This is a genomic window from Pseudomonas sp. NKUCC02_KPG (assembly GCF_019345465.1).
Lineage (GTDB): Bacteria > Pseudomonadota > Gammaproteobacteria > Pseudomonadales > Pseudomonadaceae > Aquipseudomonas.
In genome coordinates this window covers 488,185-513,210 of sequence record NZ_JAHKRC010000001.1, presented here as the reverse complement: position 1 = coordinate 513,210, position 25,026 = coordinate 488,185, and the positions used below count along the sequence as shown (strand labels likewise).

The 25,026-nt window shown below is 57.2% G+C and carries 21 protein-coding genes; 8 read left to right on the top strand and 13 right to left on the bottom strand.

All coding sequences use genetic code 11. From position 1 onward, the window contains the following. Nucleotides 1-25 precede the first annotated feature (25 nt). A complete protein-coding gene (locus KO536_RS02390; protein ID WP_219260950.1) occupies nucleotides 26-2,560 on the bottom strand; it encodes a sulfite reductase flavoprotein subunit alpha in 2,535 nt (844 codons plus the stop codon). A 180-nt stretch (nucleotides 2,561-2,740) separates the two neighbouring features. Continuing rightward, a complete protein-coding gene (locus KO536_RS02385) occupies nucleotides 2,741-5,053 on the bottom strand; it encodes a TonB-dependent siderophore receptor (protein WP_219260948.1) in 2,313 nt (770 codons plus the stop codon). Nucleotides 5,054-5,270: 217 nt separating this feature from the next. Here KO536_RS02385 and KO536_RS02380 point away from each other — a divergent pair, with 217 nt between their 5' ends. From KO536_RS02380 to KO536_RS02365, 4 genes are all read left to right on the top strand, one after another. Further along, nucleotides 5,271-5,951 (top strand): Fe2+-dependent dioxygenase, encoded by a 681-nt coding sequence (locus KO536_RS02380; RefSeq protein WP_133078554.1) that lies wholly within the window; start codon nucleotides 5,271-5,273, stop codon nucleotides 5,949-5,951. A 2-nt stretch (nucleotides 5,952-5,953) separates the two neighbouring features. Continuing rightward, on the top strand, nucleotides 5,954-6,715 hold the full coding sequence (locus KO536_RS02375) for a tetratricopeptide repeat protein (RefSeq protein WP_219260947.1): 762 nt from the start codon (nucleotides 5,954-5,956) through the stop codon (nucleotides 6,713-6,715). Between the two features lie 194 nt (nucleotides 6,716-6,909). Next, a complete protein-coding gene (locus KO536_RS02370) occupies nucleotides 6,910-8,139 on the top strand; it encodes an alpha-xenorhabdolysin family binary toxin subunit A (protein ID WP_219260945.1) in 1,230 nt (409 codons plus the stop codon). Between the two features lie 17 nt (nucleotides 8,140-8,156). After that, nucleotides 8,157-9,170, top strand: coding sequence for an alpha-xenorhabdolysin family binary toxin subunit B (locus KO536_RS02365; RefSeq protein ID WP_219260943.1), 1,014 nt, complete (start codon nucleotides 8,157-8,159; stop codon nucleotides 9,168-9,170). 44 nt (nucleotides 9,171-9,214) lie between these two features. Here the strand turns inward: KO536_RS02365 and KO536_RS02360 are convergent, their stop codons facing one another. The 5 genes from KO536_RS02360 to KO536_RS02340 form a co-directional block, all read right to left on the bottom strand. Next, on the bottom strand, nucleotides 9,215-10,378 hold the full coding sequence (locus tag KO536_RS02360; protein WP_219260941.1) for a type III PLP-dependent enzyme: 1,164 nt from the start codon (nucleotides 10,376-10,378) through the stop codon (nucleotides 9,215-9,217). Between the two features lie 494 nt (nucleotides 10,379-10,872). Continuing rightward, nucleotides 10,873-12,030, bottom strand: coding sequence for a betaine/proline/choline family ABC transporter ATP-binding protein (locus tag KO536_RS02355; RefSeq protein WP_133079756.1), 1,158 nt, complete (start codon nucleotides 12,028-12,030; stop codon nucleotides 10,873-10,875). Then, a complete protein-coding gene (locus tag KO536_RS02350) occupies nucleotides 12,027-12,680 on the bottom strand; it encodes an ABC transporter permease (protein ID WP_133079755.1) in 654 nt (217 codons plus the stop codon). The genes KO536_RS02355 and KO536_RS02350 overlap by 4 nt, the downstream gene beginning before the upstream one ends. A gap of 9 nt (nucleotides 12,681-12,689) precedes the next feature. Further along, nucleotides 12,690-13,583 carry a glycine betaine ABC transporter substrate-binding protein gene (locus tag KO536_RS02345; RefSeq protein ID WP_133079754.1) on the bottom strand — a complete coding sequence of 298 codons (894 nt, stop codon included), beginning with the start codon at nucleotides 13,581-13,583 and terminating at the stop codon, nucleotides 12,690-12,692. 25 nt (nucleotides 13,584-13,608) lie between these two features. Further along, a complete protein-coding gene (locus KO536_RS02340; RefSeq protein ID WP_133079753.1) occupies nucleotides 13,609-14,325 on the bottom strand; it encodes an ABC transporter permease in 717 nt (238 codons plus the stop codon). Nucleotides 14,326-14,663: 338 nt separating this feature from the next. Between KO536_RS02340 and KO536_RS02335 the strand changes: the two genes are divergently transcribed. From KO536_RS02335 to KO536_RS02320, 4 genes are all read left to right on the top strand, one after another. Continuing rightward, nucleotides 14,664-16,247, top strand: a complete 1,584-nt coding sequence (locus KO536_RS02335) for a peptide chain release factor 3 (RefSeq protein ID WP_019823908.1) — start codon at nucleotides 14,664-14,666, stop codon at nucleotides 16,245-16,247. A 308-nt stretch (nucleotides 16,248-16,555) separates the two neighbouring features. Then, nucleotides 16,556-16,858, top strand: coding sequence for a hypothetical protein (locus KO536_RS02330; protein WP_219260940.1), 303 nt, complete (start codon nucleotides 16,556-16,558; stop codon nucleotides 16,856-16,858). A gap of 33 nt (nucleotides 16,859-16,891) precedes the next feature. Continuing rightward, nucleotides 16,892-17,155, top strand: coding sequence for a bacteriocin immunity protein (locus KO536_RS02325; protein ID WP_219260938.1), 264 nt, complete (start codon nucleotides 16,892-16,894; stop codon nucleotides 17,153-17,155). Nucleotides 17,156-17,557: 402 nt separating this feature from the next. Further along, complete coding sequence (locus KO536_RS02320) at nucleotides 17,558-17,845, top strand: hypothetical protein (RefSeq protein ID WP_219260937.1); 288 nt, start codon at nucleotides 17,558-17,560, stop codon at nucleotides 17,843-17,845. A 43-nt stretch (nucleotides 17,846-17,888) separates the two neighbouring features. On the opposite strand, the gene KO536_RS02315 is transcribed toward KO536_RS02320, so the two are convergent. From KO536_RS02315 to KO536_RS02290, 6 genes are all read right to left on the bottom strand, one after another. Then, nucleotides 17,889-18,863 carry a peptide ABC transporter ATP-binding protein gene (locus KO536_RS02315; protein ID WP_219260936.1) on the bottom strand — a complete coding sequence of 325 codons (975 nt, stop codon included), beginning with the start codon at nucleotides 18,861-18,863 and terminating at the stop codon, nucleotides 17,889-17,891. Further along, nucleotides 18,863-19,831 carry an ABC transporter ATP-binding protein gene (locus tag KO536_RS02310; protein WP_133078877.1) on the bottom strand — a complete coding sequence of 323 codons (969 nt, stop codon included), beginning with the start codon at nucleotides 19,829-19,831 and terminating at the stop codon, nucleotides 18,863-18,865. The genes KO536_RS02315 and KO536_RS02310 overlap by 1 nt, the downstream gene beginning before the upstream one ends. Nucleotides 19,832-19,841: 10 nt before the next feature. Further along, nucleotides 19,842-20,753: an ABC transporter permease subunit gene (locus KO536_RS02305; RefSeq protein ID WP_133078878.1), complete on the bottom strand. Its 912-nt coding sequence runs from the start codon at nucleotides 20,751-20,753 to the stop codon at nucleotides 19,842-19,844. Nucleotides 20,754-20,763: 10 nt separating this feature from the next. Further along, a complete protein-coding gene (locus KO536_RS02300) occupies nucleotides 20,764-21,774 on the bottom strand; it encodes an ABC transporter permease subunit (protein ID WP_133078879.1) in 1,011 nt (336 codons plus the stop codon). Nucleotides 21,775-21,849: 75 nt separating this feature from the next. Further along, entirely contained in the window at nucleotides 21,850-23,445 is a 1,596-nt protein-coding gene (locus tag KO536_RS02295) for an ABC transporter substrate-binding protein (protein WP_219260935.1), read from the bottom strand. 86 nt (nucleotides 23,446-23,531) lie between these two features. Continuing rightward, nucleotides 23,532-24,896 (bottom strand): OprD family porin, encoded by a 1,365-nt coding sequence (locus tag KO536_RS02290; protein WP_133078881.1) that lies wholly within the window; start codon nucleotides 24,894-24,896, stop codon nucleotides 23,532-23,534. Nucleotides 24,897-25,026: the final 130 nt, after the last annotated feature.

Genomic DNA, 25,026 nt, shown 5'->3' with positions numbered 1-25,026 from the left:
GGGCTAGTAACCCGAGAGAAAACCTCTAGTACACATCGCGGCGATAGCGCCCCTGCTCGATCAGCAACTCCACCGCTTCAGCCCCCAGCATGTCGATCAGTGCCTGGTCCACACCCGCGGCCATCCCCTGCAAACTGCCGCAGATATAAATAGCGGCACCGTCTGCCAGCCATTGACGCACTTCATCACCCGACTCACGCAAGCGATCCTGCACGTAGACCTTCTGTGCCTGATCCCGCGAAAATGCCAGATCCAGGCGTGCCAGATCACCGCTGGCCAGCCAGCCTTGCAGCTCATCGCGGCAATAAAAGTCGTGCTCGGCGTTACGCTCGCCAAAGAACAACCAATTGCGCTGCTGTCCTTGGGCGATCTGTGCCTTGAGCAAGCTGCGCAGCCCTGCCAGACCGGTGCCATTACCGAGCAGAATCAGCGGCACGGGTTCGGCGGGCAGATGAAAGCCGCTGTTGCGCCGCACACGCAGGCTGATCGCCGAGCCGATGGCGGCATGTTCCGTCAGCCAGCCCGAACCAATCCCCAGACTGCCATCGGCATGCCGTTCCTGACGCACGATCAATTGCAATGACCCATCCTCGGGGATCGAGGCAATGGAGTATTCGCGCATGTTCAGCGGGACTAATGCGTCGACCAGCGCCTGGGCGTGCATGCCCACCAGGTGAGCGCGATTGTCCGGCAGTTGGCGGCCGCCCAGTGCCTGGGCCAGGGTTTCTTGCAGGCCATCGAGTTGCACCGGGGAGTTGGCCGAAAGGCCCAGGCCGTCAAGGAAGTGCTCGACGGCCCACGTGGACTGCCTTGGCATGACTTCTACCAAATCACCGGCCTGCCAGGAGGCGTTCCCATCGGGTGGGGTGAGCGCCAACAGATAAACCCCCGAACCGCTGCTGCCGGGGTTGAGCAGTTCACGCTGATCAAGGCTCCAGTTGTTGTAGCTCGGTGCCTGCCAGTTGGCGCTCGGCGCGCCGCCGGTGAGCTGGCTGAGCTGTTGCTGCCACTGATGAAGCGCTTCGGCATCACCGCTGTCGACCTGCACCGGGCTAAACAGCGCTTGGGCCCCACGCTCGCTCAGCCATTGCTGGACCCGGGTGGCAAAACCACAAAAGTGCGGGTATTGACGGTCGCCCAGCGCGAGCACGGAATACTTGAGCGTGTTCAGCCCCAGAGGCTGGCCGAGGATTTTGCGTTCAAAACCACGGGCGCTGTCGGGCGCTTCCCCATCGCCAAAGGTGCTGACCACAAACAGAGCGTTGCTCGCTTGTTGCAAGTCGTCTTCGTTGAGCGCCCCCAAGGGCTGAACCCGCACCGGCAGACCGGCCGCCTGCAGTTGTCCGGCAGTCTGCCAGGCCAATTGCTCGGCAAAGCCGCTTTGGCTGGCAAAGCCGATCAGCCATGACGGCGCATCGTTGCTGACCGCGGCAAACCCCTTGCGTGCCTGTTTGATCTGACGTTTTTTACGGCGACGGTCCAGGTACAACAACCAGCCGGTAATAAAGAACAGCGGCATGGTCAGGCTGGCGATGGTCACCAGGATTCGACCGGTCAGGCCCCAGTAGCTGCCCACATGGAGGGCGTAAATGCTGCTGAGCAATTGTGCCTTGTAGCTTTTGGCTTCAAAGCGATCGTGTTTTTTCACCGCGCCGGTGGCAGGGTCGAGCGTGATCTGGTTGAACGCACGCTCGTGGGGCGAGCTGTTGAGCAGGTAGAACACCGTGGCGGGTTGTCCTGCCACTGGCGGCATGCGCACGTTGTAGGTGCTCAGGCCCGGTCCCGCGGCTTTCTGGATACTGGCCCAGATTGCGTCGTAGTCGGCCACCGGAGCCGGCCCTCTAGGCCCTGGTTGGCCACGGCCGCCTTTGCGTTGCTCGCTGTTGGGGGTGTCGGAAAACAGCTTTTGCAGGCCCTTGTTGTACCATTCGTAAGACCATGACAAACCGGTCAGGGCCGCCAGCAGGTAAAAGATCATGCACCAGGTGCCTGCGACCGCGTGCAGGTCCCAGTTAAAGCTGCGACCTTTTTTCGCCCAGTCCAGCGTCAACCAGGCACGCCAGTTCAACGCTTTGCGCGGCCAGCGCAAGTACAGCCCCGACAGGCAGAAGAAAATCAGCATCAGGGTACAGGCGCCGGTGATCTGGCGACCGGTTTGGCCCATGGCCAGAAAACGGTGCAGTTGCAGCATCAGGTCGAAAAAGCCCTGGCCGTTGGCCTCACCCTGATAGGTGCCGGTATAGGGGTCGACATAGCGCATCTGGCCACGCCGCTCGCCCGGTGGCGGGGTGAAGAAAATTCGCGCAGCAGTGCCGCTGTCCACGCCCACCCACAGCATTGAAACCTGTTTGCCTTCAGTGGCCTCGACCCTGCGCACCAGCTCGGCGGGTGGCAGCACGCCGCTGTCGAGTTTTTCGACCTTGAGTACCGAAGGGTTGAGCAAGTTCAGCAACTCGTCCTGGAACGACACCGTGGCGCCGGTTATCCCCATCAAGGCCAGAACCAGCCCTGCGGTGATCCCGAAAAACCAGTGCAGCTGAAAAAGTGTTTTCTTAAACACGACGACCGCCTTGCTTGCTCAATTGAATGTTTCAAGACTTATAGCCGCTGACGAGGCACGAGGCTGCAGCAGCCCCCGTCGGTGGTCCTGCGGCCCGCATCGCAACCTCGTGCCTCGTCAGCGGCTACACAAAAGCCCCGACCATTGGATGGGCGGGGCTCTGTACAGCTCAACTTCGAATCAGAAGTGCAAGCTGGTGGTCAACAAGGCTGTACGGCCCGCCGCCTGATTGGCGAAGTGAGTCGAGAATGCTTTGTCGTAGTAGGTCTTGTCTGTCAGGTTTTGCACGTTCAGTTGCAGGTCGATATTTTTGGTCAGCTTGTAGCTGGCCATTGCGTCGTAGCGGGTGTAGGACGGCACATACGTCGAGTTAGCAACGTTGCCGAAGACGTCATCCACGTAGAACGCACCGCCACCGACAGTCAGCTTTGGCGTAATTGCATAGGTAGTCCACAGGCTTGCGCTGTTTCGTGGCGTGTTAGGCAATTTGTTGCCATCGGTGGCCTTGTTCAGAGGGCCGCCATCCTGCTGCTTGCCGTCCAGGTAGCTGTAACCTGCGAAGACTTGCCATTTGTCAGTGATTTTACCGGTAGCAGAAAGCTCAATCCCGTCGACGCGGGTTTTACCGGCGTTTTCGTAGGTGGTGGCATCTGTTTGTACGCGGGTGTTCTCTTTTTCGGTACGGAAGATCGCAGCTGCCAGGGACAGGCGGTCGTTGAGTACATCCCACTTGGTACCGATTTCGTAGTTGGTGGTTTCTTCCGGCTCCATGTCGCTGGCCAGCAAATTGCCTGCACGATCCGTGCTGCCTGGCAATGTATTGGTCTCGTTGCCTTCACCTACCATCGAACCCGGAGGTGTCGCCGAGGTAGCGTAGGACACATAGATGCTGCCGTTAGGGCGTACTTTCCACACCAGACCCAACTGGCCAGAGAAGAAGTCGCTGGTGTCGGAGCCTTTAGCGGTCGTTGCGCCTGCACCGGTGTACGTCTTGTACTTGGTGTCGAAATGGTCGTAACGCAGGCCCATGTTCAGTAACCATTCCGGAGTCAGCTCCAGAGTGTCCATTACATAAATGGCGCGAGTGGTGCTGGCGGTATCGGTGCCCGCGTAGTTGCGTGCGATCGAGCCGCTCCACGGATCATTCGGGTTCGGGTTGCCCAGGGATGTGCAGTTCCAGCCGCTAGGTGCGCCGATCATGCCAGGTGTGCAGTTAGTGCTGGAGTTGCCAGGGCTGCCTGGGGTGGTATCGGTGTTAACGTTATAGGACGACTTGCTGCTGGTTTCGCGGCTGAGCTCGATGCCGGTGGAGTAGCTGTTTTTGAACCCTGCGATGTACACATCACCAAACAGGTCGGTCTGGTTGGTCGTGGTCGTGGTGTTGCTGACGCGAGTATTTGCACGACGCCACACGCTGCCATTGTTGACGTTGCCTTTACTGTCATCCGGCTGGGTCAGGATGTAGTCCTGCATGGAGTTGCCGTGACGCAGGGTGTTCTTGATGTGCAGGTCGTCACTGAAATCATGCTCAAACGCAAAGGTCGTGATATCAGCGCGGGTTTTGCGGAAGTCGCGGTCAGTCAGGCCGTAGAAGTTGCTGCTGTCGCCACCGTTATTCGGTTTGTCCGGGCTGGCAGCCGTGTGGGTATTGCCAACGGAATAACCATAAGGAATGCCCGAATCCGGCAGGTCGTTACTTTCCATGTGGTAGTAGTCGACGTTGAAGCGGGTATCGGTGCCCAGACCAAAGGCCAGGGAAGGCGCAATACCCCAACGGTCGTAATTGACCTTGTCGCGACCGGCCACGTTGCTTTCATGGCTCATCAGGTTAAGACGGCCTGCAACGGTGTCGCTGAACTGATAGTTGCCATCCATTGTGTAGCGTTGGGTCTGATCCGAACCCCAGGTCCAGCCGCCATCAATGGAGTTACCCAAGTGGGCTTTTTTACTCACCATGTTGATGGTGCCGCCCGCCGCGCCGCGACCACCGAAGGCCGAATTCGGGCCTTTGGCAACTTCAATGTTTTCTACGGCGAAGATCTCGCGGCTTTGCGCACCCGTGTCACGCACGCCATCCAGATAGGTGTCGCCCTGAGCGTCAAACCCGCGGATAAATGGACGGTCGCCCTGTGGGTTGCCGCCTTCGCCTGCGCCGAAAGTAATGCCCGGCACTGTGCGCAGTGCGTCCTGCAGCGAGGTGGCTGCGGTGTCTTTGATCAGTTGCTGCGGAATGATGGTGATCGAGCGGGGGGTGTCGATCAGCGGCGCGGTGTACTTGGACGAGCTGGCTTTCTCGATTTGATAAGACTGCTCGGTCTGCTCGCCAGTAACGGTAGTCGCGCCAAGGGAAATACTGTTGCCCTGTGCCTTGCTCTCAGTGCTTTCAGCGGCCTGAGCCATATGGGCTGCAGAGCTCGCAGTGATAGCAACACCGATGGCCGAAGCCAGCAAGCGTGGTGAGCTGACGGGTATTTTTAATTGTTGGCGCGACATTTTAAGATCCCTTCCCCCAGAATTTGAGCCGCGAAATATATGGCAAACAATTCTGACTATCAATTGAGAGGCATTACTATTAGCGCTAAATTTACAATCTTTACAAATTGCCTTTACGGTTTTTTCACACTCGTTCGTCTACAGGGGCGCAACAGGGTTTTACACATTCAATAAGAATCAATACCATTGCCATCCCTTTGCTATCAGGTGCTGCGTAATGTTGCTGCATATCCCCGGCTTGTTCTCCCGTGAAGAGGTGCAGCGCATCCGTGAGGCGCTGCAGCAGACTGAATGGGCTGACGGCAAAATCACTGCCGGCTTTCAATCCGCCAAGGCCAAGCACAATCTGCAACTGCCCGAAGACCATCCGTTAGCCAAGGAAATTGGTGCAGCGATGATGGACCGGCTCTGGAAAAATCCGCTGTTCATGTCGGCAGCGTTACCGCACAAAGTCTTTCCGCCCTTGGTGAACTGCTACACCGGGGGCGGCAGCTTCGACTTTCATATCGACAATGCTGTGCGTCAGCCCAGAGGCAGCCCCGAGCGGGTACGCACGGATCTGTCGGCCACCCTGTTTTTCAGCGATCCCGAAGACTATGACGGCGGTGAACTGGTGATTCAGGACACCTACGGTGTGCAGCAAGTCAAACTGCCTGCTGGCGATATGGTGCTGTACCCCGGCACCAGCTTGCACAAGGTCAATGCGGTTACTCGAGGAGCGCGCTTTGCGTCGTTTTTCTGGACCCAAAGCCTGGTGCGTGAAGACAGCCAGCGCACCTTGCTGTTTGAAATGGATGGCGCGATCCAGCAACTGACCCGCGACGTACCCGATCATCCCTCCCTCATCCAGCTCACAGGCACCTATCACAACCTGTTGCGCCGCTGGGCCGAGGTTTAGCCATGAACTTTCAACTGCGCCGTGAAGAAGTGCTCGATGGTGACCAATTGCGCGCCATGCTGGCTGAAAACCCGGCGAAAGCTGCCCAGGCCATCTTGATGGCGGCCAAGGAGGGCATAGTGGACGGTCAGGCCTTGCTGGGTCAGATTCTGCTCGACGGCCAGGGCATTGAGCGCGACCCGGTGCTGGCCAAGCGCTGGTTTCAAATCGCGGCCAATGGCGGCCACCTCATGGCCCGCAACATGCTCGGACGTTGCTGGGAACATGGCTGGGGCGGGCCTGTGGATTGCACGCTGGCCAGCCTGGAATATCGTCAGGCAGCAGAGGCCGGTTTGGATTGGGCGCTCTACAACTATGCCAACTTGCTGGCTACCGGTCGCGGTGTGGCGCAAGACCAGGGTGCAGCGTTCACCTTGTATGGAGTGGCAGCACAGGCTGGCCATGCCAAGTCGATGAATCTGCTGGGGCGTTATCTCGAAGAGGGCGTGTATTGCCCGGCAGACAAAAAGGCGGCGTGCTTCTGGTACGAACGCTCAGCCCTTGGCGGTGATTTTCGTGGCCAGTTCAGCCATGCCTCGGTACTCGCCGAGTCCGGTCATGTTGATGAGGCCTTGACCTGGTTTGAGCGCGCATTGGCGCAAGGCAACCTGAACTTCTTGCGAGTGAGTTACCTGGCCCTGCAGGAGGCCAGGGAGCCGCGTGTCAGGGCAATGAGCGACCTTTGGCAAGCGCGCATCAATACGCTGCAGGACCGCGGCGACTGATAGTCATTACGCCGCGGCGGGTAATGCTCGTACGCGGTGTTTTAGAAGATCTGAATGGGCCATGGATTGTTAGGGTACGTATTCTTTTTTGTTTTTATCGTTGTCTTACGAGTTGCCGGGTAGTGGTGTAATTGATTGATGTCCTTTGAAGATTGATCCTGTTTTGGCAGGATAATTATTTAAAGGGATTTAATATGCAAGGTGATAATTACGCCCTCGTTGAGAGTGTTGAAGATGCCAGGCCGCTTGAGGAAATGACGTCCTTGGAAGCGGCCATCTACTTGCCCTCGCAGTATATTCAGGTGTTGGCGGGTGAAAAGAACGCCGCGGTTTCAAAAGATGAACTGGGGTTTATTATTCGGCGCAGTGATATACACAGTGTCCGTGCTTATGTGCGTGAATCTCGAACATTGCCGGTCGATTACAATAAGATCGTGGCATGGTTCGGGGCGAATACAGAGAACGTGCCGGGGCTAGAGCCTGCAAGTATCCAGTCGTTTCATCAGCGTGTTGTGCAACACGCCGGTACATGGTCGGCGCTGGAGCGTGATACAAAAGAGCTTAGTCGGCAACTTAACAGGTTTTCGGACAGTTTTATTACGACGGCCAATGGCATTATTGAGCTGATCAATAAGATCGAATTCGAGCGTTTTCTCACGGGCACCCTTAATGAATTGACCGAGAAAGAAGAAGCCGAGTTGAAGGCGATTATTCTGAACTCAACAGAACTCAAGGCCGTCCGCATTGTCAGGGAGTATGTGCTGCTGATTAAAAAAGACACCGACGCTTATATTAATAAAGCCACGGCGGTGGGTGCCTTGGCGGCCGAGTTTGAGCGGGTGTTGTCTGACGAGTTGATTCACGAAGTCAACGGCAAGCTAGATGCGTATGCCAGGAGAGGGCACTCCAGGGAGCGCGAAGTGCTGGTCGCGCGTATTAAAGAGCTGGACGGTGAAATTGATCAGTTGATCAAGGACTATAAAACCCAAGTGTTGTATGGCCATTCAGGGGTTTTTCTGGGGCCTGTAGGCTTGGCCATCACGGGCGGGATATTTGGTGTGAAAGCCGAAGCGACACGGGCCCGAAAAAACAAACTGATTGCCGAGCGCGAAGTCGCAAGACAAGGCAGTCATGAGCAGGAAAGGCTGGCCATTGTGCTGGATGCCACTCAGCAGCGCTTTACAGATTTGCGCAGCCGAATGCTCGGCGCCGAGCAGGGGGCCAAGCAGTTGGCGCAAGTCTGGGGCTACATTGTCAAATACCTCGATGAAGCGGCCTATCAGTTGGAGGGGGTGGATGACCTTGCCCGGCTACACCGGTTCAAACTGGATTTTTCACAACTGTTGAATCCCTGGACGCGTGTTAAAGACTACAGCGTGCAGATATCCAACGCGTTTAATGAAATTATTGATGGGCGTCATTGAGTGAAGGGACTTAATTCATGAATAGGGACAATGGACTCATGGTGTTTGAAAATCCTGATATGCCGGGTGTGTTTGCCGGGCTGAGAAAATTCAATGCGGTGGCGGTGAATCGTGAATACGATTTTATTCCATCTTTACAAGAGCGTTTGAATCTGGCGGCCAAAAACCTGAGCAATAGTGCGCGCACTATTGTCGATCAAGTACGCCATCTGGAAGTGGTGGTGGACAGCGCGGGTTTCGATGGGCTGCTGGAACAGTGGGGGGCCATTCATGCTCATACCGAGTTGGCCGTTGAAGTGCAAGCCTCTGCATTAAGTGCGCTCAATGATACCTGTGCCCTGCGGGTCGGTCGCATTGTAAGTGCTGTTGGGGCCGCCAAACATCAAATAGCATTATGGGTCGATGAAGGTGAAGGACTCAACCTGGAACATTATTCTGATCCCTTGCTCGCGTATGATGCAGCCAGGCTTGATGAGTTGGAACAACAGGCGGTCATGCTGCAAGTACAAAAAGACAAGTTGAGGGCAGATAAACAGGTTATAGACGCTGCCGTCACTATTCTTCAATCCCGAACCTGGCTGGATCACATAAGGGATTTACTGCCGACCGCCGAGCAGATCCAGACGCTTTTAACGTCGGCACTGGTTGGAAAGGCAGAGGCGGATGTCGTCGTGGCGGCTCTTGAGCGCCTGACGCAGTACCTTGGCTTTTTTGACGGTGGCTATCGCTTGTTTGCGTTGACTCAGGCGCGCAACAAAATAAACGACACGTTATCTGACGTGAGAGTGCTGCAAAACCAAAACGTGACAGATGCTCGGGTATTGAAAGAGCGTGCAGAGAAAATCAGGCGTCACGCTGAACTGGTTGAGGCTCGGGCGTACTGGGTTGACAACATGAGGTTGGTTGTCAGAGGGCTTGGGGTGTTTATCAGCCGGGTTCATTCGACCACAGAGGTCAACGATAACGCGATGCAGCAGGCATCGGCAGAGCTGGCAGGGTTTCAGCGTTTCTTGCGGCGGATCAGTCGCTAGACGGTAATGACAGCCCCCCGGCCACTTGGCCGGGGGGCCTGTTTTTACAGGTAGAAAGACTTCAGCGGCGGGAAGCCGTTGAACTCAACCGCGCTGTAGCTGGTGGTGTAGGCACCGGTCGATAGCCAGTACAGACGATCACCGATCGCCAGGTTCAGCGGCAGGCCGTACTTGTAGTTTTCGTACATGATGTCGGCGCTGTCGCACGTTGGGCCGGCAATCACGACTTCTTCCATTTCGCCTTTCTTTTCAGTCCAGATCGGGAACTTGATGGCTTCGTCCATGGTTTCGATCAGGCCAGAGAATTTGCCCACGTCGGTGTAAACCCAGCGCTCCACGGCGGTGCGGGATTTACGGGCTACCAGTACCACTTCACTGACCAGGATACCGGCGTTGGCAATCAGCGAACGGCCCGGCTCCAGAATGATTTCCGGCAGGTCGTCACCGAAGTCTTCCTTCAGGAAGCGAATGATTTCTTCGGCGTAGGTTTCCAGGCTGTTGGTGCGGGTGATGTAGTTGGCCGGGAAGCCGCCGCCCATGTTGATCAGCTTGAGAACGATGCCGTCTTCTTCTTTCAGGCGCTCGAAGATCACTTTGACCTTGGCGATGGCCGCATCCCACACGCTGATGTCCCGTTGCTGGGAGCCCACGTGGAACGAAATGCCGTACGGCACCAGGCCCAGGTCACGGGCCAGGATCAGCAAGTCCATGGCCATATCGGTCTGGCAGCCGAATTTGCGCGACAAAGGCCAGTCAGCCGTGGTCGAGCCTTCGGTCAGAATACGAACGTAGATCTTCGAACCTGGAGCCGCCTTGGCGATGTTGCGCAGGTCGGCTTCGGAGTCGGTGGAGAACAGGCGCACGCCTTTGTCGTAAAAGTAGCGAATGTCTTTGGATTTCTTGATGGTGTTGCCGTAGCTGATGCGATCCGGGCTAACACCTCGGTCCATCACTTTGTCCAACTCGTAGATCGAAGCGATGTCGAAGCTCGAACCCTTGTCGCGCAGCAGGTCGATGATTTCGACGGCTGGGTTGGCTTTGACTGCGAAGTACACCTTGGCAAATTCGAAGCCTGCACGCAGGTCATCGTAAGCCTTGCTGATCATGGCGGTGTCGATCACCACGAACGGGGTTTCCTGGGTGTCAGCGAAGGCCTTCATTTTGTTGAAGGTATCGCGCGCGTAATAGTCTTCGACCTTGATCGACATGCTGAGGGACTCCTAGTGGCAAACGTCATAAATAAATGGGCGCAACTGAACATCCTCCGTATCCCCACTTTGGTTCGCCTACTTCCCAAGGCATGTCCGCCGAAAGCAAAAAAGGTAAATGGACCTTGCTGTCTCGTCGTCAGTACTTGAGCCGGATGGATCGTTTCCAGCATGGATGTTCGGCGCGAACTTTAGGGGGTGAGTGCGTTGAGATCAACAAAAAATGTCGCGTTTTTGTACGCGTTCGTCGTGGGGGCGCGGACAGTTATTTAAGTAACCGACCTTTGTGACACTGAGGAGTTCGCGCGAAGCGCTTTTACGGGGGCCGCAAGGGCGGGTAAACAGAGTGACCGAGTCGCCAGTGTCGCGAGCAAGCCCGCTCCCACAGGGGCTTTCGTCCTTGTGGGAGCGTGGCTTGCCCGCGATGGCCTCAACGCGGTCAAGCAGAACGATCGAGTCGCCTGCATCGGGATGCAAGCCAGCGCCGAGAGCAGTTACGCCAACGCAATATCCGCCGGCGAGACAATGCTGGTCTTGGCCCCACGTGAGCGGCCCGAGCTCAGGTAGGCGGCAATCGATTCTTGCGTCACTTCACCCTGGAACACACGCTCGGTGTCCATGACCGGCAACCACGAACGGTTGAACTCATACATGCGCGACAGCAGGATGCGCAAGTGTTCCTCGGACGCGGCAGTGGCGGTGAATTCGCGCAGGTACTGGCCGCACGTACCGCTCTGGCGGTGCAGGTCACGACGGCGCACATAGCCCAGAGCCTTGTTGTCGGCACATGTCACGACGACATAGCGACGGTCAAGTTCGTCCATCAGTTCCAGCGCTTCGGCCACCGGGGTTTCCGGGCTCACCGACGGCGCGTTGTCCGCCGCGTCTTCGGCTTTGACCAGCAGCAGGCGCTTGAGCGTGCTGTCCTGGCCCACGAAGTTGCTGACAAAGTCGTCGGCCGGGTGGGCGAGCAGGGTGTCGGGATGATCCATCTGCAACAACTTGCCGCCACGGAAGATCGCAATCTTGTCGCCCAGCTTGATGGCTTCGTCGATGTCGTGGCTGACCATGATCACGGTCTTGTTCAGTGCCCGTTGCATCTCGAAGAATTCGTTCTGGATCATCTCGCGGTTGATCGGGTCGACCGCGCCAAACGGCTCATCCATCAATAGCAGCGGTGCGTCAGCGGCCAAGGCGCGAATCACCCCGATCCGCTGTTGCTGGCCACCCGACAGTTCGCGCGGATAACGGTTGAGGTACTGCTTGGGTTCAAGCTTGATCATGCTCATCAGCTCGCGGGCACGGTCATGGCACTTTTGCTTGTCCCAGCCCAGCAGGCGCGGCACGACGGTAATGTTTTCCTCGATGGTCATGTTGGGGAACAGGCCGATCTGCTGGATCACATAACCGATATTGCGACGCAGGGTCACCGGGTCGAGGTCGGTGGTGTCTTCGCCGTTGATCAGGATCTTGCCGGAAGTGGGCTTGATCAGGCGGTTGATCATTTTCAGCGTGGTGCTTTTACCGCAACCCGAAGGCCCGAGGAACACACAGATCTCGCCTTCGTTGACGGTCAGGCTTACCGAGTCCACGGCTTTTACGTCTTTGCCGTTGCTTTGGAATGTTTTGCTGAGGTTTTGAAGTTCGATCATTTGAGCAGTCCTTTTGGAGTCAGCGAGCGTTGCAGCCATTGCAGAAGCAGGTCGGCGATGATGGCCAGAACACTGACCAGCACGGCGCCGACGATCAGCATCGACATGTCGCTACGGCTGATTGCAGCAAGAATAAGTACACCCAGGCCGCCAGCACCGATGGTGGCGGCGATGGTCATGACGCCGATGTTCATCACCACGGCGGTGCGTACGCCGGCGAGAATCACGGGCACCGCGATGGGCAGTTCAACCATGCGCAGGCGCTGGCCAAAGGTCATGCCGATGCCGCGGGCGGCTTCGCGAATACCCGGTTCCACGCCGGTGAGGGCCAGGAAGGTGTTGCGCATGATGGGCAGCAGTGAATAAAGAAACACCGCCGTGATGGCCGGCATCGGGCCCAGGCCCTGGCCGAACTTGGAGTAGAACGGCAGCAGCAGGCCGAACAGGGCAATGGACGGAATGGTCAGCAGCACGGTGGCGCTGGCTTGCAGAGGGCCGGCCAGTGTCGGGAAGCGTGTCATCAACACACCCAGCGGCACGCCGATCAGGATCGCCAGAATCACGGCGATGCCGACCAGGCTGATGTGTTGAAGGGTCAGTTGTAAGACTAGCGACCAGTCCATATGGGAAAAGGCGTTCAAAAATTCCATGTCTTTTCCTTAGTTGAGTGGATGCTGGCGCAGGAAATCTGCGGCCACCGTGGAGGGGCTTTCGTGGTTCACGTCGACCCGCGCGTTGAGCTGGCGCATGGTTTCGTCGTCAAACAGATCGGCCAGGGGTTTGAGCAGCGCTTCCAGGTCCGGGTGGGCATCGAGGTAGGCTTTGCTCACGACCGGCGCGGCGGTGTAGTCCGGGAAATAATGCAGGTCGTCGTCCAGCAACTTGAGGTTGAAGGCACTCAAGCGGCCGTCCGTGGTGTACACCAGCCCGGCAAATACCTGGCCGTTTTTCAGCGCGGTGTAGACCAGGCCTGCGTCCATCTGACGGATATTGCGGCGGGTCAGGTCCATGTCGTAGAGCTTGACCATGCCCAGCAAACCATCGGAGCGGTTGGCGAACTCGGTGTCCAGTGCCACCAGTGCGCTTTTGTTTTCCGGGTCACGCAGTGCCTTGTTCAGGTCACTGATGCTGTTGATGTCCGGAAACGCCTCGGCCACTTTCTGTGGCAGGGCCAGTGCGTAGGTGTTGCTGAACTTGGACGGGTGCAGCCATACCAGTCCTTTTTTTGCATCGAGCTCTTTAACCCGGTCGTAGGATTGCTGGCTGTCGAGTTTGTCGGTGATGTGGTTGTAAGCCACCAGCGATACGCCGGTGTACTCCCACACCATGTCCAGTTGCCCCGACTCTTGGGCCGAGCGCGCCAGGCTGCTGCCCAGCCCGCCAGTCACCTTGGCGTTGTAACCTTTGCTGTTGAGGTATTGGGACGTGATTTCAGCGAGCAGGGTTTGCTCGGTAAACACTCGCGCCCCGATACGAATCAGGGGTTTTTCTGCGGCCTGGACAATTCCTGCGCACAGCAGGATGCAGCCTAGTAAGAAGCTTATTTTTTTCATGGGTATTCCTTTGCTCAGCCGGACCTTAAACAGGTCGCAGACCGCGTTCCAACCATCGGCGGCTGATGAGTATCACCAGGCCATCGAGCAGCAATGCCAGCAGCGCGGTACAGGCTGCGCCGAGGATCAGTTGCGGCTGATTGTTGAGGGCGATGCCGGGGAAAATCAGGCTGCCCAGGCTATTGGCGCCGATCAGGAACGCCAGGGGTGCCGTACCGACGTTGATCGCCAGTGCGACCCGTACACCGCCCATGATGATGGGCACGGCGTTGGGCAATTCGACTCGCCACAGCACCTGGCGTGGGGTCATGCCGATGCCGACGGCGGCTTCCTTGAGCGAACCCTGTACGTTTTTCAAGCCTTCATAGGTGTTGCGCACGATGGGCAGCAATGAGGCCAGAAACAGGGCGAAGATGGCAGGACCGCTACCGATCCCCAGAAAACCCAGGGCAATGGCCAGTACGGCCAGCGGAGGGACAGTGTTGCCGATGTTGAAGACTTGCATGAAGCGTTCCGCACGTCCGACCATGTTCGGTCGGCTGAGGAAAATGCCGGCGGGTATCCCTACAACGAGGGCGGCGAGCATTGAAGCGAGTACCAGGTACAGGTGGGCTTGCAGGTAGAACAACAAATCATCTTGATAGTGTTCGATAGTGCTGATGCCGATCCAGTGGACCAACAGGGCCAGGAGCGCGATCACAACCGCACCTCCAATAAGCCCTTTTCCATAGCGATTTGCCACAGACGGACTCCTTTTTTTCAGTCGGCGAACACATCATCGTGTGGCAATGCCATTTCTGGCTGCCGACAATCATGTTCGCGAAGAGCAACAGGGGAGTGCGAAAAGCGCCCTCATCACCTGTCATTAGCGCAGCCTCGTCAGGCTAACTTGCTGATATTTCAGCCCCTGACGGTTTGTCGTATCAGGAGAGTGGACGCCTCCACTGTTTAAAAGGTTCACATTATTTACGGCACATTGCCACCCTTGTCCGACGGGCAAGGGTACCAACGGTGGCTGTAGTGCCCGGTTTTAGGCTATAATCCGCGCCCTTTTTTGAATCAATCGTCAGGCGATTTCCCATGACCAACCAGGCCGCCGAAGTCGCGAAACGCCGCACTTTCGCTATTATTTCCCACCCCGATGCGGGTAAGACCACCATCACCGAAAAGCTCTTGCTGATGGGTAAGGCGATTGCTGTCGCCGGTACGGTGAAATCGCGAAAGTCCGACCGCCATGCCACCTCCGACTGGATGGAAATGGAGAAGCAACGGGGTATTTCGATTACCACGTCGGTCATGCAGTTCCCGTATCGCGACCACATGATCAACCTGCTCGACACCCCGGGCCACGAAGACTTCTCCGAAGACACCTATCGCACCCTGACCGCGGTCGACTCGGCCCTGATGGTGCTCGATGGCGGTAAGGGCGTAGAGCCACGGACCATCGCCCTGATGGACGTCTGCCGTCTGCGTGACACGCCCATCGTCAGCTTTATCAACAAACTCGACCGCGATATCCGCGACCCGATCGAGTTGCTGGACGAGATCGAGGCGGTCCTGAAAATCAAGGCGGCGCCGATCACCTGGCCGATTGGTTGCTACCGTGACTTCAAGGGTGTTTACCACCTGGCAGACGACTACATCATCGTCTACACCGCCGGTCACGGTCATGAGCGCACCGAAACCAAAATCATCGAAAAACTCGATTCCGATGAAGCCCGCGCCCACTTGGGTGACGAGTACCAGCGCTTCGTCGATCAACTGGAACTGGTTCAGGGCGCCTGCCATGAATTCAACCAGCAGGAGTTCCTCGATGGCCAGTTGACCCCGGTGTTCTTCGGTACTGCATTGGGCAACTTTGGTGTCGACCACGTGCTTGATGCCGTTGTGAACTGGGCGCCCAAGCCATTGGCCCGTGTTGCCAACGAGCGCACCGTTGAGCCTGTTGAAGAGAAGTTCACCGGCTTTGTGTTCAAGATCCAGGCAAACATGGACCCAAAACACCGTGACCGTATCGCCTTTATGCGCATTTGCTCGGGCAAGTACGAAAAGGGCATGAAAATGCGTCACGTGCGTACCGGAAAGGACGTACGAATCGGCGACGCGCTGACTTTCTTCTCTTCGGAGCGTGAACAGCTCGAAGAGGCGTTTGCGGGCGACATCATCGGTTTGCATAACCACGGCACCATCCAGATCGGCGACACCTTTACCGAAGGCGAGAGCCTGAGCTTTACCGGTATCCCGCACTTCGCCCCGGAATTGTTCCGCCGCGTTCGACTGCGCGATCCGCTCAAGTCCAAGCAACTGCGTCAGGGTCTGCAGCAGCTGGCCGAAGAGGGCGCCACTCAGGTGTTCTTCCCGGAGCGCAGCAACGACATCATCCTGGGCGCAGTGGGTGTGTTGCAGTTCGATGTGGTCGCGAGCCGCTTGAAAGGCGAATACAAAGTAGAATGCTCCTACGAGCCGATCACCGTATGGTCGGCGCGCTGGATCGATTGCAGCGATAAGAAAAAGCTCGAAGAGTTCAAGATCAAGGCTGTGGAAAACCTGGCCATTGATGGCGGTGGTCACCTGACCTACCTGGCGCCGACGCGCGTAAACCTGGCCTTGATGGAAGAGCGCTGGCCGGATGTGAAGTTCCGTGCGACCCGTGAGCACCACTAAGGGCTCAGGCGTCTGGTTGAAAAAAAGCGAAGCCCTTGGGGCTTCGCTTTTTTTATGCCCGCGATTCTGTAACCGCTGCCGAAGGCTGCGATCGAGCCCGAAAGGGGCGTGAAGTCCCTGCGGTCCTTATCGCAGTCTACGGCAGCGGCTACAAACTTATAGAAAGTTTCTCTCGCTGTTTAAAGATGCTTGCTTTGGTATTGAGGTGTATCTCTTAAATTTGTGTGCAGAACACTCGTAAATACATTCATTGGTCTTATCAAGAGAGGGTGTTTTGTAAGTGTTTACAATGAGAGGAGTTCAGCTTAATGCCTAATGAAGTGGATAAATACTTGGAGCCTCACAGAAAAATGGGTCTCGGTTCATACGAATTGACACCCTGTCCCATTGTGGGGAAATGGGAATCTGAAATTAAGTTTGGTGATGGGTACAACACATGGGGGTTGAACGAAGGGTCGCGTAGAGGAGAGGGAGGGCCGAGCAATATTCGTGAAGTTGCAAAGCCCAATATTGTTGCGGAACTCATGAATGAACAAATCCACAATCAGGCGGCCATTGATCACGACTATGGTGCGCGATTCAATAGTCTCTTGGGTGATTTTGACCCCTAAACGTCACCTGGATATTCACAAGGGAGCGAAGTGATGAGTCTTAAAAGTAGTTTCTCTGAGTATACGGAAGCAGAATTTTTGGAGTTTATGGAAACAGTATTCCAAGAAAATGTTGCTGAAGCAGATGAGCGTCTTGACATACTTTTGGAGCACTTTGAAAAAATTACGGAGCATCCTGAAGGCACAGACCTTATCTACTATGCAGCGTCGGATTTGGACAGCACACCAGAGGCAATAACTAAAAAAGTTAAAGAATGGCGAGCCGCCAACGGTAAGCCCGGCTTCAAATCTGTTTAATTGCTCTTTATCAGGCTAAGCATCCGTGATTATTAACTTGATTGCCTAACGCTCACTTCCTCTGTAACCCCTGCCTCAGGTAGTGAATACACGGCGAGAAAAGTTCCTGTAGCAGTTGACGAGCAGTGCGAGGCTACGTCCGACGATGCAATCGTCGTAAATCCGGTAAGTACGATGCACCTGATACATCACTGCTGATTGATTTTACGACTGCTACGCAGCCGGACGTAGCCTCGCACTGCTCGTCAACTGCTACAAGGGGGAGAGGCCCCGCCACAAAGTATCGATAAATGCGCCTGCGTAACTCCGAATGGGTATATCGCAACCTGTGTGTTTCTGGAAAAGCTGAAGGGGGCGAACTAGTTTTAAAAGGTATTTCTCACACGAAGGATGGAAATCGCCATGAAGCTTTTTCAACGCATTGTGTTGTTGCTCAAAGTGCTGGTGTTGTTGTCGATGAGTGCTTCTGCAGCTTGGGCCAGTCATCCGGCCGGGTATTCGGCAACTGGCGTGCCGGGACCGACGGTTCATGCCATCTACAAATCGGACTCGGAGCCGGGTGATCAGGGGCAGGGCGGCAGTTCGGGGGATGACGACCAGACGGATGGTGACGGCGGCACGGATGGCGGTGGCAGCGGTGATAACGGCGATGACGGTGAAGAGGGCGACGAAGGCGATAGCCAGACGTAGTTTCTGAACGGTGGGAGCGAGCAAGCCCGCTCCCACATAAGCGTCAGTCAGTCAGAAACTGCTCCGCGTGATGGCAGGCAACCTGGCGGTTGTCGAGCAGACGCAAGATGGGTTCGTCAGTGCTGCACACGTCAGTGGCATACGGGCAGCGCTTGTGGAAGGCGCAGCCTGATGGCGGATTCAGCGGGTTGGGCAACTCGCCCACGATCTTGATTTTAGGCTTGAGCGGGTCCGGGTGAATGGTGGGTGTCGCCGACAGCAACGCCTGGGTGTAGGGGTGCAGTGGTCGGGTGTAGATCTCTTCCTTGGGGCCCATTTCTACCGGGCGGCCCAGGTACATCACCAATACCGTGTCGGCCACATGCCGCACCACCGCCAGGTTGTGGGAAATAAACACGTAGGCGGTGTTGAATTCCTGCTGCAGATCCATGAACAGGTTGAGTACCTGCGCCTGAATCGATACGTCCAGCGCGGAAGTCGGTTCGTCCGCCACCAGCACTTTGGGTTGCAGCATCATGGCCCGTGCCAGGGCAATTCGCTGGCGCTGGCCGCCCGAGAACATGTGCGGGTAGCGATGGTAATGCTCAGGTCGCAGACCCACCTGTTTCATCATGGCCTGGACTTTCTCGCGACGTTCGCTGGCGCTCAGTGTGGTGTTGATCAGCAGCGGCTCAGCCAGTTGATCACCCACTTTCTGCCGCGGGTTGAGCGAGGCGTAGGGGCTCTGGAACACCATCTGCACGTCTTTGCGCAGTTGCTTGCGCTCGGCCTTGTTGGCCCCCGTGACTTCTTGGCCGGCAATTTTCAATGAGCCGGAGGATGGCTCTTCGATCAGGGTCAGGGCGCGGGCCAGGGTGGACTTGCCACAACCTGATTCGCCCACCACGGCCAGGGTTTTGCCCGCTTCAAGTTCAAACGATACACCGTTGAGTGCGCGCACCAGCGCATGGCCTTTGAACAGGCCACGGGATACTTCGTAGTGACGGGTTAGGTCACGGGCGGTCAGAACAACAGTCATTACGCCACCTCCTGATTCAAGGGGAAGAAGCAGCGCACCTGACTGTGAGCCTTTTGCTCCAGCTCAGGACGTTGTTGACGGCATTGCTCTTGTACATAGGGGCAGCGTGGCGACAGCAGGCAGCCTTTCGGGCGGTCGTAACGCCCCGGCACGATGCCGGGCAAGGTGGCCAGGCGGGCGGCGCCCATGCTGTGTTCAGGGATCGCGGCCAGCAGGGCTTCGCTGTAGGGATGCGCCGGCACGTCAAACAGCCCTGGCACGTTGCCGACCTCCACCGCTTGACCGGCGTACATGACGCACACGCGCTGGGCCGTTTCGGCGACCACGGCCAGGTCGTGAGTGATCAGTACCAGCCCCATGTTTTGTTCGCGCTGCAGGTTGAGCAACAGGTCCATGATCTGGGCCTGGATGGTCACGTCCAGTGCGGTGGTCGGTTCGTCAGCGATCAGCAGTTTGGGTTCGCCGGCAATCGCCATGGCAATGGCTACGCGCTGGCTCATGCCTCCCGACAATTGGTGCGGGTAGGCGTCCATGCGGCTGGCGGCGCCAGGGATTTCGACTTTTTCCAGCAGTTCGATGGCCCGTTTGCGTGCCTCTTTTTTCGACATCTTCAGGTGCAGACGCAGCACTTCCTCAATCTGGAAGCCCACGGTGTAGCTGGGGTTCAGCGCGGTCATCGGGTCCTGGAAGACCATCGCCATGTCTTTGCCGACGATCTGGCGGCGTTGACGGGCGCTGAGGGTCAGCATGTTCTTGCCGTCGAAGTTCAGCGCATCGGCGGTCACGATACCGGGATGCTCGATCAGGCCCATCAGCGCCATCATGGTGACCGATTTACCGGACCCCGATTCGCCAACAATGGCCAGGACTTCGCCTTTATCCACAGACAGACTCAGGCCATCGACGACCGGCACGGCAGTCGCGTCGCCAAAGCGGACGTTGAGATTCTTGATTTCTAACAGTGACATTGGAATCTCCTCAGGCGGCGTTCTTGAGTTTCGGGTCCAGCGCATCGCGCAGGCCGTCGCCCATCAGGTTGATTGCCAGCACGCTGAGCAAAATGGTCAGACCGGGCAGGCTCACGACCCACCAGGCACGTTCGATGTAGTCACGGGCCGAAGCCAGCATGGTGCCCCACTCAGGGGTTGGCGGTTGTACGCCAAGGCCCAGGAAGCCCAGTGCAGCGGCGTCGAGAATCGCCGAGGAAAAGCTCAAGGTGGCCTGAACGATCAGTGGTGCCATGCAGTTGGGCAGCACGGTGATGAACATCAGGCGCGGCAAGCTGGCGCCCGCCAGGCGGGCAGCGGTCACGTAGTCGCGGTTCAGTTCGCCCATGACGGCGGCACGGGTCAGTCGCACATAGGACGGCAACGAAACCACGGCAATGGCGATGACGGTGTTGATCAGGCCAGGGCCGAGGATGGCAACAATCGCCACCGCCAGCAGCAGGGACGGCAGGGCCAGCATGATGTCCATCAGACGCATGATGCCCGGGCCGAGCAGGCGCGGGAAAAACCCGGCAAACAGGCCCAGGATCACGCCCGGAATCAGGGAGATGACTACGGACGACAAACCGATCAGCAGCGACAGGCGCGAACCTTCGATCAGGCGTGACAGCAAGTCACGGCCCAGCTCGTCGGTACCGAGCAGGAACTGCCACTGGCCGCCTTCAAGCCAGACCGGCGGGGTCAGCAGGAAGTCACGGTATTGCTCGCTCGGATTGTGGGGGGCAACCCACGGGGCAAAGATCGCGCAGAACACGATGATGATCATGAAGATCAGGCCCGCAACGGCGCCCTTGTTTCTGGAGAAGGCATGCCAGAATTCTTTGTAGGGCGATGGATAAAGCAGGCTTTGATCCAGTTCGGTGGTGCTTGGAGTAGTGCTCATGGTCAGGATCTCAGCGCTGGTGACGGATGCGTGGGTTGGCAAAGCCGTAGAGGATGTCGACTACGAAGTTGACCAGAATCACCAGGCAGGCGATTAGCAGGATGCCGTTTTGCACCACGGGATAGTCCCGGGCACCGATGGCTTCGATCAGCCATTTACCGATACCGGGCCACGAGAAGATGGTTTCGGTTAGTACGGCACCGGCCAGCAGGGTGCCGACTTGCAGGCCCACCACGGTCAGTACCGGGATCAGGGCGTTGCGCAGGCCGTGCACGAACACCACGCGAGCCGGGGACAGGCCTTTGGCGCGGGCGGTGCGGATGTAGTCTTCGCGCAGCACTTCGAGCATCGATGAACGGGTCATCCGCGCGATCACGGCCAGCGGGATGGTGCCCAGCACAATGGCCGGCAGAATCAAGTGGTGCAGCGCGTCCCAGAAGGCTTCGGGCTGGTCGCTGAGCAGGGTGTCGATCAGCATGAAACCGGTTTTTGGCTCGATGTCGTACAAAAGATCGATACGCCCGGACACCGGGGTCCAGCCCAGGCCTACGGAGAAGAACATGATCAGGATCAGGCCCCACCAGAAGATCGGCATCGAGTAACCCGCCAAGGAGATCCCCATCACCCCGTGGTCAAACAATGACCCTCGCTTGAGTGCCGCGATAACCCCGGCCAGCAACCCAAGGACACCCGCGAACAACAATGCGGCGGTGGCCAGTTCCAGAGTGGCGGGGAATAGCGCGGAAAACTCGGTCCACACGCTTTCGCGGGTGCGCAATGACTCGCCAAGATCACCATGGGCGAGCTTGGTGACGTAGTCGATGTACTGCTCATGCAGTGGTTTGTTCAGACCCAGGCGCTCCATCGCTTGGGCGTGCATTTCAGGGTCTACCCGACGCTCACCCATCATGACTTCGACCGGATCACCCGGGATCATGCGAATGAGGGCAAAGGTCAGCAGGGTGATGCCGAAGAAGGTGGGTATCAACAACCCTATTCGGCGGGCAATAAAACTAAACATCGTGTGGTGTTCCTTATCAGCCGGTTAGGCAGGTCCGCCAGGGTTCAGGTAGACCTTGGCGGGTTTTTTATTGTTCTACTTCACCTGGGTGGTGGCGAAGTTGTTGTTGGTCAGGGGACTCAGGGTATAGCCCTCAACATTTTTGCGCATCGCAGTAAACAGCATAGGATGGGTTACGTTTATCCAGGGTTGATCCTGATTAAAAATCACCTGTGCCTGTTGATAGAGTTCTGCGCGTTGCGAGGGTTCAGTGATGCTGCGGGCCTTGGTGATCAGGGCTTCGAAATCCTCGTTGCACCAGCGTGAGTAGTTCTCGCCGTTTTTGGCGGCCTCGCAGCTGAGCATCGGGGTCAGGAAGTTGTCCGGGTCGCCGTTGTCACCGCCCCAGCCTGCCGAGACCAGATCATGTTCGCCATTTTTGGCGCGCTTGAGCATTTCGCCCCATTCCATGACCCGGATATCCAGTTTCAGACCGATCTTTGCCAGGTCGGACTGTAACAACTGCGCGCCCAGCATCGGGTTGGGATTGGTCGGGCCGCCGCCGTTACGGGTGAACAGGGTCAGCACCGTGCCCTCGGGCACGCCTGCTTCCTTGAGCAGTGCGCGAGCCTTGTCCAGGTCCCGGGGCGGGCTTTGAATAGTGGTGTTGTAGCCCAGCATGGTGGGCGGGTACGGGTTGATCGCAATCAGTGCATTGCCTTCGCCGTGCACGGTGTTGAGGTACGTTTGCTTGTCGAAGGCCATGTCGATGGCTTTGCGCACGCGCACATCGTTCAGGTACTTGTGGCTGGAGTTGATGGCGATGTAGCTGGTCATCAGGGCTGCCAGTTCATCGACCTTGAGGTTAGGGTCTTTGCGGATGTTTTTGACGTCATCGGGCTTGGGGTACAACGCGATCTGGCATTCGTTGGCCTTGAGTTTTTGCAGGCGCACGTTGCTGTCGGTGGTGATGGCGAAGATCAGGGCATCACTCGGTGGCTTGCCGCGAAAGTAGTCCGGATTGGCCTTGAAGCGTACCTGGGCATCTTTGTTGTAGCGCACGAAAATAAACGGACCGGTGCCGATGGGCTTGTTGTTCAGGTCGGCGGTTGTACCGGATTTGAGCAACTGGTCGGCGTACTCAGCGGAATAGATGGAAGTGAAGGGCATCGCCACGTCGCGCAAGAACGGCGCTTCAGGGTGGTTGAGGGTGATTTTTACCGTCAGGTCGTCAATTTTTTCGACGCTTTTGAGCAGGTCCTTGAAACCCATGCTTTCAAAGTAGGGGTAACCGACCAACGAGAGTTTGTGCCACGGGTGGTTCGGGTCCAGCTGGCGCTGGAAACTCCAGACCACGTCGTCAGCGTTGAGGGTTCGGGTCGGTTTGAAATAGTCGGTGGTGTGAAACTTCACGCCGGGGCGCAGGTGAAACGTGTATTCAAGCCCGTCCGGGCTGATGTCCCAGCGTTCGGCCAGGGCAGGCACCACATCCGTCGTGCCGGGTGCAAAGTCGGCCAGGCGGTTGAGGATGGTTTCAGCCGATGCATCGGCGGAAACGGCGGTGGTGAATTGGACGATGTCGAACCCTTCAGGGCTGGCTTCGGTGCAGACCACCAGATTTTTGGCCGAAACACTGACTGCTGTACTCAGCAATGCCACAGCGATGGCGGTGCGTAGCGGGAGTCTTTTCATGGCAATCATCTCCAATCAGTTTACCTGCGTAACAACTACGGCTGATTCATGGAATCAGCCGTAGTCGTAATGTGTAAAAGGTGTGTTTACAGAATGTTGAACGGAATGGTGGTCACCAGGCGGAACTCGTTGATGTTGCCGTCAGACTGGTTTTTGCTGGCGCGGTGCGTGGTGTACGTGGCGCGAATCGCGGTGGCTTTGAGTGGGCCACTCTGGATTGCATAGGACGTGCCAACGCTGTACTCGTAATGGGTTTCGCCGTCCATGTTCTTCACGTCGTAGGCGGTGCCCGTGTACTTGGTGCCGTCGATGTCCCAACCGCGAGCGTGGTAGGCGTTGAACTTCAGGCCTGGAATCCCGTACTGCGCCATGTTGATGCTGTAGGCCAGTTGCAGGGACTTCTCGTTCGGGCCGTTGAAGTCCGAGAGCAGGGAGTTGGCCAGGTAAATGCCGTTGGTTTCGTGCAGGTAGTCGAAGTACTCGTCGCCGCTGACTTGCTGATACGACAGTGTCAGGGTGTGAGCCAGATGGCTCAGGCCGAAGGCCAGGCTGAAGGTGTCGTTGTTGATATTGCCCAGGGCCTTGCTGCCGGTGTCGAGGGTCTTGTAGTAGTTGAAGTTGGTGTTCAGGCCCAGGGTGGCGTTGTCGCCCATGTCGTGTACTGCACCGAAGTAGTACTGGTTCCAGAAGTCTTCAACGTGGGTGGCGTACAGCGTGGTCTTCAAGTTTTTGAGCGGCTGGTAGTTGAGGCCGGCAACGCTGGCGCGGTCAGTCTCCGCCCCGGTTGCGCCGTATTCGCTGCGAAATTTGCTCAGGCTGGCTTCGGTACGCGGGGACACGCGGTCAAAGGAGCCGGCATCGAAGGACAGGTTGTTGAACTCTTCGCTGTGCAAACCCACCCCTTGAAAGCTTGAGGGCAGTGCACGGTTACCGATCACATCAATGGTCGGGCTGCTGAAGTTCTGTCGGCCTACGGTCAGCGTGGTGTTGGAGATGCGGGCGCTGAGATTGGCCAGGCCCAGCTTGCTCCACTGGCCAACGGCATCGCCATCGCTGTGGGTCAGGGTCCGGTTGTTTGGCCCGGCAATGTCCTTGGCGTCGCGGTCCAGAGCTACAGCGTTGTAAGCCGCCACCTGGGTGCTGAAACCGACGGTGCCTTCTGTGAAACCTGAGGTGTAGTTGAGGATCGTGCCCTGTACCCAGTTGATCCGGCGCGGGGTGGATTCACGGGTGCCGTGATTGTTGTAGCTGAAGCGATCATCGCGACGCTTGAGCTCATTGGCGTACCAGTTGCGGGTGGTGCCGCCCAGGGTCTGATCTTCGAGAAAGCCCTTGGTCTCGCTTTGAGCACTGGTGGCTTTCAATTCGGTGGGCATGAATTCATCGGCATTGGCCATCGCGGTGAGGCTGCTGATGGACAAGGCTAACAACGCGCTGCTGGTAAGTTTCATGGTTGAGGCTCCTCTTTGGTTTCTTTTTTATTGCCGGTCTTTATTTGTTCTGACTCGGCTGTTGTGAAACGTTTTAAATCGTTGCAAACGTTTGCCTGCTACCCGACAGGCGAAGTTTCAGCGGGCCACC